Consider the following 18,269-nt stretch of genomic DNA (forward strand, 5'->3'; position numbering starts at 1 on the left):
TAAATGGTGTAGTGACTATATCGACAACGAGACGCTGAAATAAAAACCGAAAAAGAATCAATAAGAAGGATACGTTATATGCGGCCTATTGTCGGGTGGCGCTACGCTTACCCGACCTACGCGCGGAGGTGTTGTAGGCCCGGTAAGCAAAGCGCCACCGGGCTATGGAGTCACGCCTGCCGACGCAGCGGCGCCTCACGTAAAAACCACGACAGCGCAAACGCCAGCACCATAATCCCCGCCGCCAGCAAGAACACCGCGTGAATGGCCGAGCCAAACGCATCGAGATAGTCCAGCCTCAGGGCGTCTGGCAAATGATGAATGGCGGTCGGGTTCAGCTCGCGCGGCAGTTCCGCCCCTTCAGGCAGCCTGTCGACCAGCCCTGACTGCAGAACGTTCGTGAACACCGCGCCAAACAGCGCGACGCCAATGGCCCCGCCAATGGAACGGAACAGCGTGACGCCAGAGGTGGCTACGCCGTATTGATCCGCCGACACGCTGTTCTGCACCGCCAGCACCAGCACCTGCATCACCAGGCCCAGCCCCATGCCCAGCACGCTGGTAAACAGGTACAGCTGCCAGGTCGGAGACGCGATAGAAATGCGGGTCAGTAAAAACATTCCCACCACGCCGAGCAGCGTGCCGAGGATCGGGAACAGACGGTATTTCCCGGTACGGCTGATGATCCGCCCGCTGATAATGGAGGTCAGCAACAGCCCGCCCATGAGCGGGATCAGCTGCAAACCGGCCTGCGTCGGGGTCGCATCTTTGACGACCTGCAAATAGAGCGGCAGGAAGGTCACCGAGCCAAACAGCGACATGCCGATGATAAAGCCAATCAGGCTGCAGAGCAGGAAGCTGCGGTCGCGGAAGAGCGACAGCGGGATGATCGGCTCCCACGCCAGCCGCTCCTCATAGATAAACCCGGCAATGCCCGTCAGGCCAAAGGCCAGAATGCACCACAGCTGCGGGTCGCTCCACTGGCGAACGGTGCCGCCTTCGGTGGTAAACAGGATGATGCACAGCAGCGCCATGCTGAGGTAAATCGCCCCCAGATAGTCAATCTCGTGCTTGCTGCGCCGCGCGCTGCCGTGGAACACCGCACCAATCACCAGCAGGGCAAACAGCCCCAGCGGCAGGTTGATGTAGAAAATCCAGCGCCAGGAGACGTGCTGGACGATAAACCCGCCGATCAGCGGCCCAATGACCGTCGCCAGCCCGAATACGCCGCCAAACAGCCCCTGATAGCGCCCGCGATCGGCAGGCGGGATCACGTCCGCCACGGCGGCCATGCTGATGACCATCAGGCCGCCGCCGCCCAGCCCCTGCAGGGCGCGCATCAGCACCAGCTGGGTCATGTTCTGTGCCAGCCCGCACAGCGCGGAGCCCACGAGGAACAACACAATCGCGATTTGCAGGACGATTTTACGCCCAAACAGATCGCCGAACTTGCCGTACAGCGGCACCACGATGGTGGAGCTGAGGATATAGGCCGTCACCACCCAGGAGAGCTTATCCAGCCCCCCAAGCTCGCCGACGATGGTCGGCAGCGCGGTAGAGACAATGGTCTGATCCAGCGCCGAAAGCAGCATCACCAGCAGCAGCGCGCTGAACAGCAGCTTAATCGACGGCGCTTTTTGCGCGGTTGGGGTCATGACGTCGGATTCCATAAGAGATCGCTTGAAATTAATTAATCGCATAATTAATATTTGTGGAAGTGATGAATAAGATCAAGAGGCACCGTGGTCATGCCAGCATTAAAAGACAATTCTGAACCGCGCCGCCCCGGCCGCCCTCGCGGGGGTAAACGCGTCACCGCCAGCCGCGAACAGCTGCTGGATATCGCCCTGAACCTCTTTTCCCGTCAGGGGATCGCCAACACCTCACTCAACGCCATCGCCAAAGAGGCGGGCGTCACGCCCGCGATGCTGCACTATTACTTCAACTCCCGAGAGCAGCTGCTGGATGCGATGATTGAGGAGCGTTTTCTGCCGTTACGCGAGAGGATCGGATCGATTTTCGCCGATAACCGGGATTCGCCGGTGAACGCCCTGACGGAAATGGTCAAGGTGCTGGCCGAACTGGCGGAACAGCATCACTGGTTTGCACCGCTGTGGATGCAGGAAGTGATCGGTGAGATGCCCGTTTTGCGCACCCATCTCCAGGCGCGGTTTGGCGATGAAAAATATCAGGCGACGCTCGCCACCATCAAAGGCTGGCAGCAGGAAGGGAAGCTGAATAATGAACTGGCACCGGAACTGCTGTTCACCACGCTGCTGAGCCTGGTGCTAGTGCCGTTCTCACGCATGCGCAATGACGAGAGGCTAAAATCCCTCTCGCCGGAAATCATTGTCCGTCATGCGCTTGCCGTAATCGGTACCGGGATAGGCGGTTAAAGCGCTTTTGCCAGATAGTGGCGCTGCATGCCCGCAAAGGGGTAATCCTGCAAAGACATTTGCAGCTGGTACCCCTGTTTTTCATAGAACGGGCGCGCCTGGAAGCTGGCCGTATCCACTAGCGCGTGCCTGCAGCCTTTGCGTCGGGCTTCGTCTTCTGCCGTTCTGATGAGCTGGCTGCCAACGCCGGATCCGCGCACGGTCTCGCTGACCCACAGAAAATCAATATTCAGCCAGTCGCCTTTACGCACCCCAATTAGCCCGCCGAGCATGATGCCTTTTTCGTCCCGCACGTAAACGCCAATATCCCCGCTGAAGGTCGCCAGATCTAAAAACTGCCCGTTATACGATCTCAGCCCCGTTAATAACTCTTCTTTTTCTTCCGGCGTAACTTTTTCAGTGATGCTCAACTGCATTTTGTTCTCCTTATTTTGAGCGCAATCTGAATATCTCACAGCTTCACCTTCATAAAAACTCCTTATTTCCTCCATTGTTTAACCCTGGAAATATTCATTCAATATGTAAATAAAAAAAGCCTTTCCAATACGCACCTAAAACGTATACTGAGAACGATCATTCTCACTTTTACACGGTAGCCGACGATGAGTACGAAACTGGAAGAACGACAAAAACTGCGCCAGGACGAGATTGTCACCGCCGCGCGCCGCTGCTTTCGCGCCAGCGGATTTCATGCCGCCAGCATGTCGCAGATCGCCAGCGAGGCGAAGCTTAGCGTCGGGCAAATTTACCGTTATTTCAGTAACAAAGACGCGATTATCGAAGAGATGATCCGCCGAATCATCGACTCGCGCATCGAGGAAATGCAGGGTAAAACCCTGGTAGAAGGGATGCCGCAGGCGCTCGCCTGGCGACAGACCCTCAACGAAGATGACGATGCGCTGATGCTGGAAATGTCCGCTGAGGCCACGCGCAATCCGCAGGTGGCAACGATGCTGATAGAAGCCGAATCGCGCATGTTCGCCAACGCCTGCGCGCATCTGAAAAAACAGTTTCCCCACCTGAGCGACGAGCATATTCGCTGCTGCGTGGAGATTACCGCCGTGATGATTGAGGGGACGATTTATCGTCGACTCACGCCATTAAAAGTACCGTCAGAACAATTAGAGCCTCTTTATCAGGATATTTTAAATATGCTTTTCTCTGCGAAGTAATCGCATATGAATAATTAGCGGGAATAAGTAATTCCCCATTTTTACATTTCTGGCTCAGCCAGAGATGCGGTATCGCTGTGCCTTTAAATAGCCCTCCTCCCTGTTAAGCGATTAACGGGGCAGGCATCGTTCACCCTGGAAAAAGATTATGAAAACCATAACAACCTCCATCGCGGCATTACTCCTCCTGACAGGGTGCGATAATGCGCAAACATCTGCTCCCCAGCGTCCTCTTCCGGACGTGGGGATTGTCACCCTCATGAGCCAGCCGGTGTCCGTCGTCAGCGAGCTGACGGGCCGCACCACCGCCGCCATGAGCGCCGAAGTGCGCCCGCAGGTGGGCGGCATTATTCAGAAGCGGCTGTTCACCGAAGGCGATACCGTTAAAGCCGGACAGGCGCTGTATCAAATTGACCCTTCCAGCTACCGCGCCGCCTACGATGAAGCCGCCGCGGCGCTGAAGCAGGCCCAGGCGCTGGTAGCGGCCGATTGCCAGAAGGCCCAGCGCTACGCGCAGCTGGTGAAAGACGACGGCGTGTCGCGTCAGGACGCAGAGGACGCGAAGTCCACCTGCGCGCAGGATAAGGCCAGCGTTGAGTCAAAGAAGGCCGCGCAGGAGAGCGCGCGCATTAACCTCAACTGGACCACCGTCACCGCGCCGATTGCCGGACGCATCGGCATCTCCTCCGTCACGCCCGGCGCGCTGGTGACCGCCCAGCAGGATACCGCGCTCGCCACCGTTCGCGGACTGGACAGCATGTACGTCGATCTCACGCGTTCCAGCGCCGATCTGCTGCGTTTACGCAAGCAAACCCTTGCCACTAACAGCGATACGCTAAGCGTGTCGTTAATCCTTGAAGACGGCAGCACCTACAGCGAGAAAGGCCGTCTGGCGTTAACCGAAGTGGCGGTGGATGAATCGACCGGCTCGGTCACGCTGCGCGCCGTCTTCCCGAACCCGCAGCATCAGCTCCTGCCGGGCATGTTCGTTCGCGCCAGGGTGGATGAGGGCGTCATGAGCGACGCGATCCTCGCCCCACAGCAGGGCATCACCCGCGATGCCAAAGGCGCCGCCACCGCGCTGGTGGTCAATGCCAGCAACAAGGTCGAGCAGCGTCAGCTGGAGACGGGCGACACCTACGGCGACAAATGGCTGGTGCTGAGCGGCCTGAAGGCGGGCGATAAGCTGATTGTGGAAGGCACCGACAAAGTGACTGCCGGGCAGGAAGTGAAAGCCGAAGAGATGAAAGCCAGTGGAGGAAACGCCTGATGTTTTCCCGCTTCTTCGTGCGTCGCCCGGTCTTTGCCTGGGTCATCGCCATTCTTATCATGCTCGCCGGGATGCTGGCGATCCGCACGCTGCCGGTGGCGCAGTACCCGGACGTCGCCCCGCCGTCGATCAAGATCTCGGCCACCTACACCGGTGCCTCCGCGCAGACGCTGGAAAACAGCGTGACGCAGGTGATCGAGCAGCAGCTCACCGGGCTGGATAACCTGCTCTACTTCACCTCCACCAGCAGCTCGGACGGGTCGGTGAGTATTAACGTCACCTTCGAGCAGGGAACCGATCCGGATACCGCCCAGGTGCAGGTGCAGAACAAGGTCCAGCAGGCGGAATCGCGCCTGCCGACCGAGGTGCAGCAGTCCGGCATTACCGTCGAGAAATCGCAGAGCAACTTCCTGCTGATCATGGGCGTGTACGACAAAACCGACGCCGCCAGCAGCTCGGATATCGCCGACTGGCTGGTGAGCAATATGCAGGACCCGCTGGCGCGCGTGGAGGGCGTCGGCAGCCTGCAGGTATTCGGTGCGGAATATGCCATGCGCATCTGGCTCGACCCGGCGAAGCTGGCGTCCTACTCGCTGATGCCGTCCGACGTGCAGAGCGCGATTGAAGCGCAGAACGTGCAGGTCTCCGCCGGTAAAATCGGCGCGCTGCCCTCGTCGAACGCCCAGCAGCTGACCGCCACCGTGCGCGCCCAGTCGCGCCTGCAGACGGTGGATCAGTTTAAAAACATCATCGTGAAGAGCCAGTCCAGCGGCGCGGTCGTGCACATCAGCGACGTCGCCCGCGTGGAGATGGGCAGCGAAGATTATACCGCCACCGCGAAGCTCAACGGCCACCCGGCGGCGGGTATGGCAGTCATGCTTTCACCGGGCGCGAACGCGCTCAACACCGCCACGGCGGTGAAAGATAAAATCGCCGAGTTTAAAAAGTCGATGCCGGAAGGCTACGACGTGGCCTACCCGAAAGACAGCACCGAGTTCATCAAGATCTCCGTTGAGGACGTGATTCAGACCCTGTTCGAAGCCATTATCCTCGTGGTGGTGGTGATGTACCTGTTCCTGCAAAACATCCGCGCGACGCTGATCCCGGCGCTGGCGGTGCCGGTGGTGCTGCTGGGCACCTTCGGCGTGCTGGCGCTGTTCGGCTACTCCATTAACACCCTGACGCTGTTTGCGATGGTGCTGGCGATTGGGCTTTTGGTGGATGACGCCATCGTGGTGGTGGAAAACGTCGAGCGTATTATGCGCGACGAGGGGCTGCCCGCGCGGGAAGCCACCGAGAAATCAATGGGAGAAATCTCCGGCGCGCTGGTCGCCATTGCGCTGGTGCTCTCTGCGGTATTCCTGCCGATGGCCTTCTTCGGCGGCTCCACCGGGGTGATTTACCGCCAGTTCTCGGTCACCATTATCTCGGCGATGCTCCTCTCCGTAGTGGTAGCGTTGACCCTGACGCCCGCGCTGTGCGGTTCGATTCTGAGCCACACGGCGCCGCATAAAAAGGGCTTCTTCGGCGCGTTTAACCGCTTCTACAGCAGGACCGAGCGCGGCTATCAGAACAAGGTCCTGCGCGCTCTGCGCCGTTCCGGCGGCATGCTGGTCATCTACGCCCTGCTCTGCGGCGCGATGGGCTTCGCCATGCTTAAGCTGCCGGGCAGCTTCCTGCCGACGGAAGACCAGGGCGAAATCATGGTGCAGTACACCCTGCCGGCCGGCGCGACGACGGTGCGTACCGCCGAAGTCAGCCGCCAGGTGCGCGAGTGGTTCCTCACCAACGAGAAAGCCAACACCAACGTTATCTTCACCATTGAAGGCTTCAGCTTCAGCGGCAGCGGCCAGAACGCCGGAATGGCGTTTGTCTCCCTGAAAAACTGGTCCGAACGTAAAGGCGATGAGAATACCGCTCAGGCCATTGCCCTGCGCGCCACGCAGGAGCTGAGCACTATCCGCGATGCGACCATCTTTGCCATGACGCCGCCTGCGGTGGACGGTCTGGGCCAGAGCAACGGCTTTACCTTTGAGCTGATGGCCAGCGGCGGCACCGACCGCGACGCGCTGCTGAAGCTGCGTAACCAGCTGATTGGTCAAGCCAACCAGGACAGCTCGCTGCACGCCGTGCGCGCTAACGATCTGCCGCAGATGCCGCAGCTTCAGGTAGATATCGACAACAACAAGGCCGTGTCGCTGGGGCTGTCCCTGAGCGACGTGACCGACACCCTCTCCAGCGCCTGGGGCGGGACCTACGTGAACGATTTTATCGACCGCGGCCGCGTGAAAAAGGTCTACATCCAGGGCGACAGCGACTATCGCGCCGTACCGTCCGATCTCAACAAATGGTATGTGCGCGGCAGCGACAGCACCATGACACCGTTCTCCGCCTTCGCCACCACCCGCTGGGAGTATGGCCCGGAAAGCCTGGTGCGCTACAACGGCTCGGCGGCGTATGAGATTCAGGGCGAAAACGCCAGCGGCGCGAGCTCCGGCACGGCGATGAGCACAATGGAGCAGCTGGCGAATAATCTGCCGTCCGGCAGCACCTGGGCGTGGAGCGGTTTGTCGCTGCAGGAAAAACTGGCGAGCGGTCAGGCGATGAGCCTGTATGCCCTCTCCATCCTGGTCGTGTTCCTGTGCCTGGCGGCGCTGTATGAGAGCTGGTCGGTGCCGATTTCGGTCATCCTGGTGATCCCGCTTGGCGTGCTGGGCGCGGCCGTCGCCGCCTCCCTGCGTGGCCTGAACAACGACGTCTACTTCCAGGTGGCGCTGTTGACCACTATCGGCCTGTCGTCAAAGAACGCCATCCTGATTGTCGAGTTTGCCGAAGCCAAAGTCGCTGAAGGGTACTCCCTGACCCGCGCCGCGCTGCGAGCCGCCCAGACGCGCCTGCGGCCGATCGTCATGACCTCGCTGGCGTTTATCGCAGGGGTGACGCCGCTGGCCGTGGCAACCGGTGCAGGTGCCAACAGCCGCGTGGCAATTGGTACCGGCATTATCGGCGGGACGCTGGCCGCGACGCTGCTGGCGATCTTCTTCGTCCCCTTATTCTTTGTACTGGTGAAACGTCTGTTCTCCGGTAAGCACGCGAACCGGAGGTCATAATGTTTCGTGTCTCTGTTTTAGTCTTAGCCCTGCTGAGCGCAGGCTGTGTGTCGTTAGACCCAACGTATCAACGCCCGGACGCCCCCGTCCCGGCAACCTTACCCGGCGCGCACGGCGAAGCCACTGCCGTGGTGAGCCAGTGGCAGCAGGTGATGAACGACGCGCGGCTGAAAAGCATGGTGACGATGGCGCTGAACAGCAACCGCGACGTGCAAAAAGCGATTGCGGATATCGACGCCGCCCGCGCCCAGTACGGAGAAACGCGCTCGTCCCTGTTCCCGACGGTGGACGCGGAGCTGAGCCACACCCGCAGCCGCACGCTGGCGAGCGGCGTGACCACCAGCGACGAAGCCAACGGCGCGGTCTCCAGCTTCGAGCTGGATCTGTTTGGCCGCAACCAGAGCCTCTCCCGCGCCGCGCGTGAAACCTGGCTTGCCAGCGAGTTCACCGCGCAGAACACGCGCCTGACGATGGTTAGCGAGCTGACCACGGCCTGGGTGACGCTGGCGGCGGATAACAGCAACCTGGCGCTGGCGAAATCCACGATGGAGAGCGCGGCGAATTCGCTGAAGATTGTGAAGCGCCAGCAGGAAGTGGGCGTCGCGGCGGCGACGGACGTCAGTGAAGCGATGGCGGTTTACCAGCAGGCGCGCGCCAGCGTGGCGAGCTACCGGACGCTGGTGATGCAGGACAAAAATGCCCTTAATCTGCTGGCGGGCGATACGGTGCCGGAGAACCTGCTGCCCGGCATGCTGGAGAGCCTGAGCGATAACGCCATCACGCTGATCCCGGCGGGCGTCAGCTCCAGCGCGCTGCTGCGTCGCCCGGATATTCAGGAGGCCGAGCATAACCTGCTGAGCGCTAACGCCAACATCGGCGCGGCGCGCGCCAACTTCTTCCCGACCATCTCGCTCACCGCCAGCGCGGGCGTCGGCAGCGATTCCCTCTCCTCCCTGTTCAGCCACGGGATGAAGGTCTGGTCGTTTGCACCGTCCATCACCCTGCCGCTGTTTAGCGGCGGGAACAACCTGGCACAGCTGCGCTACGCGGAAGCGGAGAAGAAGGGACTGATCGCCACCTACGAGAAAGCCATCCAGAGCGCGTTTAAGGACGTGGCCGACGCCCTTGCGCGACGTGAAACGCTGAGCGAGCAGCTCGACGCCCAGCGCGAATACGTCGCGGCGGAGCAAAAAACGCTGGACGTGGCAACGCGCAGCTATAAGGCGGGCGCGGGGGATTATCTGACGGTGCTGACCGCGCAGCGGTCGCTGTGGTCGGCGCAGGAATCGCTGATCGCGCTGCAGCAAACCGACCTGGAAAACCGCATCACGCTGTGGCAGTCGCTGGGCGGGGGGATCCAGTAACCTTATCGGTGGGCGATTCTCATGCGCAGAAAAGAGAAAATCATACTTTCGGCTGGAATCGCTACACTGAATGTAACGATATATTTCATGGGAAGCATGTGACTTCTAAAGGGGGTTGTTGATGAAAGCTGCGCACCTGGTCTGCCTGCTGGTTTGTCTGCTCTTCGCCGCGTTTGTCCATGCTCAGGAAAAGGAGGATCCGGCGAAAGAGGCGCAAATAAAGCAGCAGGTCCTGAAAGATATTAAGAAAACCTGTACGCCACAGAAAAAGCAGAGCGATAAGGCCTGGCAGGAGATGATTTTGTCCTCCGAGGCCAATCAGCTGCTGATCAAAAACGCCATCACCGCCGTCAAGCGCGACAACCTGGACGCCTACTGGGCCGCAATTGGCCAGGTTGATTGTATGGAAGATTATTGAGGGCTGGAAACGTGCTTCTCGCCGGGTGGCGGCTGCGCCTTACCCGGCCTACACAATATTTTTAACGCTTACGCATGTCCGGAATGATCAAATCCCCACGCAGAACGTAGGACCCGAGCATCTGCGTTTTCTCCGTCAGCCAGCTGACAATGCGCGCCGCCATGGCGTCCATGGAATATTCAATCGCCGGGATCACCGGAATACCCGGCAGATGCAGCGATCCGCCAAGGCTGAAGACCATGATGTCGTCCGGCACCGATTTATTAAACGCCTGCAGCTGCGGGATCACCCGCTGGGCTTCCTGCTCGTCCGCCACCAGCAGCGCGTTGAAATTCAGGGTGCTGGCGTTGTTCAGCAGCTCCTGCAGCGCAACGGATGAGGAGGTGGCGTCCATAAAGACCAGGTTGCGATTAAAGGGCAGGAAATTTTTCTCCAGCGCGTGCTTGTAGCCGAGCAGCACCTGGTCGGCAAAACCGCTGCCGTGCGGGTGGATCAGCGCAATCTGGCGACGCCCCTGGCTGGTGAGGTAGTTACAGGCGGTTTCGGCGGCAAACGCGTGATCGAACTGGATGCTGTTGGCGTTATCAGACTCCATACAGTCGACCAGAATGACGTTTTCCATATCCACGTCCAGCGGGAAACGGGCGCCAATCACCAGGATGTCGTCACACAGGCCGCAGGAGAGTTCTTCAAGGGCGTGCATCACTTCCGCTTTGCTGTGCGCGAAGCGCAGCAGGAGGTGTTTTTGATGCTGGCTGAGCTGTTTTTCCAGCGCGTAGAGATAACCGGTGGTCTGGTTAATGTTTTCCTGCGCGCAAATGACCCCGATACAGCCCGTCGACTGGCTCAGCAGCGACTGGGCGATCACGTTAGGCCGGTAGTTCAGCTCATCCACCGCTTTCAGTACGGCCTGACGGCTGGCTTCCTTTACGCCACGCGACCCGCTCAACACTCGCGATACCGTGGCTTTAGACACCCCGGCAAGACGTGATACATCATTGATTGTCGACATCTCTTTCCCCTGGCAGGCTTACCTCGCGCCTGCAAATTCCATGACCGCTTCGGCTCACATTATAGCCAGAACGGAGTATATCCGTTTCCGTTTTCCATGGAAACCGATTTTCCGTTTCCACTCAAAATGATGTCAAAACAGCCAAATTATGTGATGCGCATCCGGTTAATTAGCCTCATAAGCAAGGGATCTTGATGGGTATCACACTTCTGTCTTTTATGAATGGAAACCGGTTTCCGTATAATGTCCAATCATCCTCGCAATAACTTTTTACATTTAGAGGATGGTTGTCGATGTTCAAGATTATGCTGTGCTGCTCTGCCGGGATGTCCACCAGCCTGCTGGTCAGCAAAATGGTCGATGTCGCGAAAGAACGCGGTTTGCCGGTGAAGATTGATGCGTACGGTGTTTCCGAATTTGATACGCAGTTTCCGCAATACCAGGTTGTCCTTCTCGGACCGCAAGTGAAATACATGTTAAAGACGCTCTCAGACAAGGCGGCGACGCAAGGCATTCCGGTACAGCCCATCGACATGATGGACTACGGCATGCAGCGTGGCGATAAAGTACTGGACTATGCTCTGTCGCTCATCGAAGCGGCACACTAAAAGGTGTTCACATGAGTTCGTTATATCAATCCATGGTCGCGGTGATTGAGCAGTCAATTACCCCACTGGCCGCCAAGCTCGGCCAGCAAAAGTATGTGATTGCCATCCGCGACGGCTTTACCGCCGCGCTGCCGTTTATGATCATCGGCTCGTTTATGCTGGTGTTCATCTTCCCGCCGTTCTCGGCGGATACCACCAACAGCTTCGCCCGCGGCTGGCTGGATTTCTCCCAGACCTACCGCGAGCAGCTGATGCTGCCGTTTAACCTCAGCATGGGCGTGATGACCTTCTTCATCTCGGTGGGGATTGGGGCGAGCCTGGGGCGTCAGTTTAACCTCGACCCGGTGATGTCCGGCCTGCTGGCCTTTATGGCCTTCCTGCTGGTCGCCGCGCCGTATGCCGATGGCAAAATCTCGACCCAGTATCTCTCCGGCCAGGGGATTTTTACCGCGCTTATCACCGCCATCTACTCCACCCGCGTCTATGCGTGGCTGAAGCAGAACAACGTGACCATTCGCCTGCCGAAAGAAGTGCCCACCGGCGTGGCGCGTTCGTTCGAGATCCTGATCCCGGTGATGGTGGTGATCGGTACGCTGCACCCGCTGAACCTGTTCATTGAAGCGCAGACCGGGATGATCATCCCGCAGGCGATCATGCACCTGCTGGAGCCGCTGGTGTCCGCCTCTGACTCCCTGCCCGCCATTCTGCTCTCCGTGCTGCTGTGCCAGATCTTCTGGTTCGCCGGTATTCACGGCTCGCTGATTGTCACCGGCATCATGAACCCGTTCTGGATGGCGAACCTCTCCGCAAACCAGGCGGCGCTGGCTGCAGGCGCGGCGCTGCCGCACGTTTACCTGCAGGGCTTCTGGGATCACTACCTGCTGATTGGCGGCGTAGGCTCCACGCTGCCGCTGGCGTTCCTGCTGCTGCGCAGCCGCGTTACCCACCTGCGCACCATCGGCAAAATGGGCGTAGTGCCAAGCTTCTTTAACATCAACGAGCCGATTCTGTTCGGCGCGCCGATCATCATGAACCCGATGCTGTTTATCCCGTTCGTGTTCGTTCCGCTGGTCAACGCCTGCCTGGCGTACGGCGCAACCAAACTCGGCTGGCTGGCACAGGTTGTGTCGTTGACCCCGTGGACCACCCCTGCGCCGATTGGCGCCTCGTGGGCGGCGAACTGGGCGCTGAGCCCGGTGGTGATGTGCCTGGTCTGTATGGTGATGTCCGCGCTGATGTACCTGCCGTTCCTGCGCGCCTATGAGCGTACGCTCATCAAAAACGAAGAGCAGAAAGCCCAGGCAACCGTTGGCGCCGCTGAGACCGCCAGCAATTAAGTCAAAGAGGAAGAGTCATGAAATACGCATTTCCCGATAATTTCTGGTGGGGCAGCGCAAGCTCCGCTCTCCAGACGGAAGGGGCAAGAGAGGGGGAAACCACGTGGGATTACTGGTTTGCCCGCGAGCCGAACCGTTTTCACAACGGCGTGGGGCCGCAGCAGACCTCCACGTTCTATCAGCACTGGAAAACGGACATTCAGCTGTTAAAGCAGCTGAACCACAACAGCTTTCGCACCTCGATTAGCTGGGCGCGCCTGATCCCCGACGGCATCGGTGAAGTGAACCCGGAATCGGTCGATTTTTACAATCAGGTCATTGATGAGCTGAATGAACAGGGCATCACTCCGTTTATCACCCTGTTCCACTTCGACATGCCGATGGCGATGCAGGACATCGGCGGCTGGGAAAACCGCGACGTGGTGGACGCCTACGCCCGCTATGCGCAGATCTGCTTCGAGCTGTTTGGCGACCGCGTGCTGCACTGGTTTACCTTCAACGAGCCGATCGTGCCGGTGGAAGGCGGTTATCTGTACGACTTCCACTATCCGAACGTGGTGGATTTCCAGCGGGCAGCCACCGTGGCGTATCACACCGTGCTGGCCCACGCGAAGACGGTTCAGGCTTACCGCGCCGGGCATTACGCGGGGGAGATTGGCATCGTGCTGAACCTGACGCCGTCGTATCCGCGCTCGCAGAACCCGGCAGACGTGAAGGCGGCGCACATTGCGGACCTGATGTTTAACCGCAGCTTCCTTGACCCGGTCCTGCGAGGGGAATACCCGGCAGACCTGGTCGCGCTGCTGAAATCCTACGATCAATTACCCGCCTGTAAACCGGAAGACGGCTTCCTGATTGCGGAAGGGAAAATCGACCTGCTCGGCGTGAACTACTATCAGCCGCGTCGCGTGAAGTGTCGCGACAGCGCGGTGAACCCGCAGGCGCCGTTTATGCCGGAGTGGTTCTTTGATAGCTACGAGATGCCGGGCCGCAAGATGAACCCGTACCGCGGCTGGGAAATCTACGAGCCGGGTATTTACGATATTCTGGTTAACCTGCGCGACAATTACGGCAACCCTCGCTGCTTTATTTCTGAAAACGGCATGGGCGTCGAAAATGAGCAGCGCTTTATTGAAAACGGCCAGATAAAAGATCAATACCGCATTGATTTTATTTCCGAACATTTAGCCTGGCTGCATAAGGGTATTAGCGAAGGGTGTAATTGTCTTGGCTATCATATGTGGACGTTTATTGATAACTGGTCATGGTGCAACGCGTATAAAAATCGCTACGGATTTATTCAGCTCGATTTAAAGACGCAGCAGCGTACCATCAAGAAAAGCGGAGAGTGGTTTGCCGCCACCGCCTTAAAAAATAGTTTTGAAAAAGAGTAATGATGATGATCGCACTAGAAGAAGCCGTAATGGAAATTATCGTCAATGCCGGACAGTCCCGCAGCCTGTGCTTTGAGGCACTGCACGCGGCGCGTCAGGGCAACATAGACGAAGCTAAAAGCCTGCTGCGCGAAGCCGACGGCTACGCGCGCCAGGCGCACAAGATGCAGACCAAACTGATCGAGCAGGACGCGGGCGAAGGCCGCCAGCCGATGACCTTAATTATGGTGCACGCGCAGGATCATTTAATGAATTCTTTATTAGCGCGTGAATTATCCGAAGAAATTATTCATTTATATCAGAGATAGTCTATGGCGAAATAATTACTGTAATACCTCTGTACCCTAAATAGAGATCCACTTGTTCTGATGATAGCGACATACTCTGTCAGATCGGAGCGGGATGGTTATTGTCTGAATAAAATTAAACTATATTGAGATAACCATGAATACGATTAAAAAACTTCCATTAACCATGGCGGTTATCGCCGCGCTTTGCCCAATTTCCGTGCTCGCGCAGGAATTCACGCAGGAGCAAATCGACGCCATTGTGGCGAAAGCGGTGGATAAAGCCCTGGCCGAGCGTCAGGCCAAAATGGATGCGGCGGTCGCCAAAAAAGCGGACGTGGTGACCGAGCCGCAAAGCGCGGCGCAGTCCCCGGATATGGCGATCCCGTTCGGCATTAAATTTACCGGCTACGCCCGCTACGGCGCGCACTTCCAGGCCGCCGATCAGAAATACGTGGCGGTGGACGGCTCCTACAACGGCGCGTCCGCGATCGGTCGTCTGGGCAACGAAGGCAACGCCGGGGAATTCCAGCTCTCCAAGGCCTTCAAGGGTGAAAACGGCGCCATCTGGGACATCAACGTGATGATCGACCACTGGGGCGACGAAGTTAACCTGAAAAAAGCCTACGCGGGGGTGACCAACATTATGGCCTCTAACCCGAACGCCTATTTCTGGGCCGGTCGTGACTTCCACCAGCGTCCGCAGCAGGGCATCAACGACTACTTCTGGATGAACCACGACGGCCAGGGCGCCGGGGTGAAAAACTTCGACATCGGCGGCGTGCAGTTCGACGTGGCCGCCGTCGCGGCGGTGGAATCCTGTAGCCCGGAAGTGATGGAAGACGAAGCGAACCCGTCGCGCATCACCTGTACCGGCGGTTCCGGCACGGGCGACAAAGGCAACTACGCCGCGACCTCAAAAATCCACGGCATGAAGCTCGGCCCGATCGACATGGAGCTGTACGCCAACTACGGCTTTGACTCCAAGGCCGTGGAGAGCGATGAACGTCTGAACGCCTGGCAGGGCGGCGTGGTGCTGAGCCACACCAACGACAGCGGCGTGAACAAGGTGATTGCCCGCTACTCCGATAACGCGGACAACAGCGTGTTCAACAAAACCGAGGATCTGACCACGGTCTACGCCAGCTTCGAAGGGTTGTACAAATTCACCCAGGCGACGCAGGTGGAGTACATCCTCGCCTTCCACGACTACGACAACAGCCGCGATAAGACCGACAACCGTAAGAACTACAACGCCATCGTGCGCCCAATGCACTGGTGGAACGACGTTCACTCCACCTGGCTGGAAGCGGGCTGGCAGCACGTTGATTACGACAACGGCGGCGACAACAAGGGCTGGAAGCTGACCCTGTCGCAGAACATGTCTATCGCCATGGGGCCGGAGTTCCGCCCGATGCTGCGCTTCTACGTGACCGGCGGCAAAGTAGATAACGAACGCACCGCGCGCGTGAACGGCACCAAAGACGAAACCCTCGACGACTTCAACGTCGGCGCAATGTGGGAGGCGTGGTTCTAGTACAGCGACGTTTTTTTCGCCCGGCGGCGCTGCGCTTGCACGGGCCTACAAAACCTTGTAGGCCGGGTAAGCGCAGCGCCACCCGGCAAGATCCCATGTTATGCTACAAAAAAACCAACATAGCAGGGGAGAACATGGGTTCCACACGTAAAGGGATGCTGAACGTCCTGATTGCCGCCGTTTTATGGGGCAGTTCCGGCGTTTGCGCGCAGTACATCATGGAGAAAAGCCACATTTCTTCGCCTTACCTGACCATGGTTCGTCTGCTGTTTACCGGCGTGATCCTGCTGACCTTATCCTTCGTTCACGGCGACAAGATTTTCTCGGTCATCAAGCATCGCAAAGACGCCCTCAGCCTGCTGATTTTCTCACTCGTCGGCGCGCTCACCGTACAGCTCACCTTCCTGCTGACGATTGAAAAATCCAATGCCGCCACAGCCACCGTGCTGCAGTTTCTGTCGCCGACCCTCATTGTGGCGTGGTTCGCCCTGGCGCGGAAAAAGCGTCCCGGCGTGTTTGTGCTGTCGGCCATTTTGACGTCGCTTGTCGGTACGTTTCTGCTGGTGACCCACGGCGACCCAACCTCGCTCTCCATCTCGCCTGCCGCGCTGTTCTTCGGCATCGCCTCGGCGTTTGCCGCCGCGTTTTACACCACCTATCCGTCAACGCTTATCGCCCGCTACGGCACGCTGCCGATTGTTGGCTGGAGCATGTTGATTGCCGGATTGATGCTGACGCCGTTCTACGCCGGACGCGGCACCACCTTTGTGATTGACGGCAGCCTGCTGCTAGCGTTTTTCTACCTGGTGGTGATTGGCACGGCGCTGACGTTCAGCCTGTATCTGAAAGGCGCACAGATGATCGGCGGGCCGAAGGCGAGCATTCTGAGCTGCGCCGAGCCGCTGAGCAGTGCGCTGTTGTCGGTGATTTTGCTGGGCGTGGCGTTCACCCTGCCGGACTGGCTGGGAACGCTGCTGATTGTGTCGTCGGTAGTGTTGATTTCGATGGATTCGAGAAGACGGGTTCAGACATCGGCGTAGCCTGATGCCCCCACCCAAACCCTCTCCCACGGGAGAGGGAGAAAGCACTACTTCGCCTTAACCTTCCCCGCCACCAGCAGCGCCGTCAGCAGCATCAGCGTGCCGGAAATCACCAGCGGTGACGTCAGCCCCAGATGGTCGAGCGCCACGCCGCCAATGGCCGCACCGCAGGTATTCGCCAGCTGGATCACCGCCACCTGAATCGACCCGGCTTTCTCCGCCTGATCGGCCAGCGTGCGGGTGATCCACGTCGACCAGCCGACCGGGATCAGCGCAAAGGCAAAGCCCCAGATAATCGCAATCGCCGACGCCACCCACTTATCGCTACCCCACAGCACCAGCACCGCTGCACTGACAGCCAGTACCAGCGGCGCACCCGCCAGCGCCACCTTCAGGGAGCGCTTCAGGAACGGAGACGACAGCGAGGTGCCGACAAAGCTGGCGATGCCGAAGCTCAGCAGCACCAGCGTCAGGCCATCGACATCAAAGCCCGCCATGGTCATAAACACCGGGCGGATGTAGGTGAAGAAGGCAAACTGCCCGGCAAAGGCCATAAAGATGGCGGTCATCCCCGCCAGCACGCCGGGGCGCTTCAGCAGCACAAACATGTTCTGCTTGTGGTGCGCCGCTTCGCCCGGAAGCGACGGCAGCGCCTTCCACACCCAGATAATGCACAGCAGGCCCATCACCGCAGCGGCGTTAAAGACGTTACGCCAGCCGATAATCCCGCCGAGGAAACTGCCTAACGGCGCGGCGATCACCAGCGCGATAGAGACCGCACCGAAGATAACGGACAGGGCTTTTGGCACCGTGCGCGCCGGCACCAGTCGCATGGTGAGCGAGGCCGACATCGCCCAGAAGCCGCCGAGCCCCAGCCCCAGACAGGCGCGACCGAGCAGCAGCAGGGTGAAGCTTTCCGCGAAAGAGACCAGCAGGCAGGAGAGCGTCAGCAGCACGCTGAACAGGATGACCACCTTGCGGCGGTCGATGGTGCCAATCACCTGGGTGATAAACAGGCTGGCGAACATCGCCACGAAGGCGGTGACGGTAACGGACTGCCCCGCCACGCCTTCGGAAATACCCAGATCCTGCGCCATCGGCGTCAGGAGGCTCACCGGCAGAAACTCAACGGTAATCAGGCAGGCGACGCAGAACGCCACGGCGAAAACGGCCGACCAGTTGGGGCGAGAAACCTCTTTGGTCTGCGGTCTGGTCGTGGGCTGGATATGTTCTGTCATGGCGTCACCTGAAGATAAAAACGTGCGGAAAAGTCGCGCAGTTTATCATCAAAAGTGTGACGAATTTAACGATTTGACAACTTTTG

Annotated in this window: 16 protein-coding genes; 12 read left to right on the top strand and 4 right to left on the bottom strand. The window is 58.8% G+C overall.

The window, feature by feature from the left end; all coding sequences use genetic code 11:
• Positions 1–170: 170 nt before the first annotated feature.
• Entirely contained in the window at positions 171–1,670 is a 1,500-nt protein-coding gene (locus V4835_RS23250; RefSeq protein WP_063145154.1) for an MDR family MFS transporter, read from the bottom strand.
• 78 nt (positions 1,671–1,748) lie between these two features.
• Between V4835_RS23250 and V4835_RS23255 the strand changes: the two genes are divergently transcribed.
• A complete protein-coding gene (locus V4835_RS23255) occupies positions 1,749–2,396 on the top strand; it encodes a TetR/AcrR family transcriptional regulator (protein WP_063145153.1) in 648 nt (215 codons plus the stop codon).
• Here V4835_RS23255 and V4835_RS23260 read toward each other — a convergent pair.
• Positions 2,393–2,812, bottom strand: a complete 420-nt coding sequence (locus tag V4835_RS23260) for a GNAT family N-acetyltransferase (RefSeq protein ID WP_063145152.1) — start codon at positions 2,810–2,812, stop codon at positions 2,393–2,395. The two genes, V4835_RS23255 and V4835_RS23260, sit on opposite strands and share 4 nt — an antisense overlap.
• Before the next feature lie 186 nt (positions 2,813–2,998).
• Here V4835_RS23260 and V4835_RS23265 point away from each other — a divergent pair, with 186 nt between their 5' ends.
• The 5 genes from V4835_RS23265 (at position 2,999) to V4835_RS23285 (ending at position 9,730) form a co-directional block, all read left to right on the top strand.
• Positions 2,999–3,568: a TetR/AcrR family transcriptional regulator gene (locus tag V4835_RS23265; RefSeq protein WP_252033452.1), complete on the top strand. Its 570-nt coding sequence runs from the start codon at positions 2,999–3,001 to the stop codon at positions 3,566–3,568.
• 148 nt (positions 3,569–3,716) lie between these two features.
• A complete protein-coding gene (locus tag V4835_RS23270) occupies positions 3,717–4,838 on the top strand; it encodes an efflux RND transporter periplasmic adaptor subunit (protein ID WP_331413916.1) in 1,122 nt (373 codons plus the stop codon).
• Positions 4,838–7,948, top strand: coding sequence for an efflux RND transporter permease subunit (locus V4835_RS23275; RefSeq protein ID WP_331413918.1), 3,111 nt, complete (start codon positions 4,838–4,840; stop codon positions 7,946–7,948). Before V4835_RS23270 ends, V4835_RS23275 begins: the two co-directional genes overlap by 1 nt.
• A complete protein-coding gene (locus V4835_RS23280; protein ID WP_331413919.1) occupies positions 7,948–9,312 on the top strand; it encodes a TolC family protein in 1,365 nt (454 codons plus the stop codon). Before V4835_RS23275 ends, V4835_RS23280 begins: the two co-directional genes overlap by 1 nt.
• A gap of 121 nt (positions 9,313–9,433) precedes the next feature.
• Positions 9,434–9,730, top strand: coding sequence for a YicS family protein (locus tag V4835_RS23285; RefSeq protein ID WP_023333976.1), 297 nt, complete (start codon positions 9,434–9,436; stop codon positions 9,728–9,730).
• Between the two features lie 61 nt (positions 9,731–9,791).
• Here V4835_RS23285 and V4835_RS23290 read toward each other — a convergent pair whose 3' ends face one another.
• Complete coding sequence (locus V4835_RS23290) at positions 9,792–10,742, bottom strand: LacI family DNA-binding transcriptional regulator (protein ID WP_042714383.1); 951 nt, start codon at positions 10,740–10,742, stop codon at positions 9,792–9,794.
• 293 nt (positions 10,743–11,035) lie between these two features.
• Here V4835_RS23290 and V4835_RS23295 point away from each other — a divergent pair, with 293 nt between their 5' ends.
• From V4835_RS23295 to V4835_RS23320, 6 genes are all read left to right on the top strand, one after another.
• Positions 11,036–11,350, top strand: a complete 315-nt coding sequence (locus tag V4835_RS23295) for a PTS sugar transporter subunit IIB (protein ID WP_010426508.1) — start codon at positions 11,036–11,038, stop codon at positions 11,348–11,350.
• An 11-nt stretch (positions 11,351–11,361) separates the two neighbouring features.
• The gene (locus V4835_RS23300; RefSeq protein ID WP_032662003.1) at positions 11,362–12,687 is read left to right on the top strand and encodes a PTS sugar transporter subunit IIC; all 1,326 of its coding nucleotides are present in this window, start codon (positions 11,362–11,364) and stop codon (positions 12,685–12,687) included.
• Positions 12,688–12,704: 17 nt separating this feature from the next.
• Positions 12,705–14,081 carry a glycoside hydrolase family 1 protein gene (locus V4835_RS23305; protein WP_331413921.1) on the top strand — a complete coding sequence of 459 codons (1,377 nt, stop codon included), beginning with the start codon at positions 12,705–12,707 and terminating at the stop codon, positions 14,079–14,081.
• Positions 14,082–14,086: 5 nt separating this feature from the next.
• Complete coding sequence (locus V4835_RS23310) at positions 14,087–14,389, top strand: PTS lactose/cellobiose transporter subunit IIA (RefSeq protein WP_029741865.1); 303 nt, start codon at positions 14,087–14,089, stop codon at positions 14,387–14,389.
• 136 nt (positions 14,390–14,525) lie between these two features.
• Complete coding sequence (locus tag V4835_RS23315) at positions 14,526–15,905, top strand: carbohydrate porin (RefSeq protein WP_331413922.1); 1,380 nt, start codon at positions 14,526–14,528, stop codon at positions 15,903–15,905.
• A 134-nt stretch (positions 15,906–16,039) separates the two neighbouring features.
• Positions 16,040–16,945, top strand: coding sequence for an EamA family transporter (locus V4835_RS23320; RefSeq protein WP_331413924.1), 906 nt, complete (start codon positions 16,040–16,042; stop codon positions 16,943–16,945).
• A 47-nt stretch (positions 16,946–16,992) separates the two neighbouring features.
• Here V4835_RS23320 and nepI read toward each other — a convergent pair whose 3' ends face one another.
• A complete protein-coding gene (nepI, locus tag V4835_RS23325) occupies positions 16,993–18,183 on the bottom strand; it encodes a purine ribonucleoside efflux pump NepI (protein ID WP_331413925.1) in 1,191 nt (396 codons plus the stop codon).
• Between the last annotated feature and the right edge of the window lie 86 nt (positions 18,184–18,269).

Origin of the sequence: Enterobacter cloacae complex sp. CARB60 (assembly GCF_036487345.1) — a bacterium.
GTDB classification, from domain to species: Bacteria; Pseudomonadota; Gammaproteobacteria; order Enterobacterales; family Enterobacteriaceae; genus Enterobacter; species Enterobacter asburiae_D.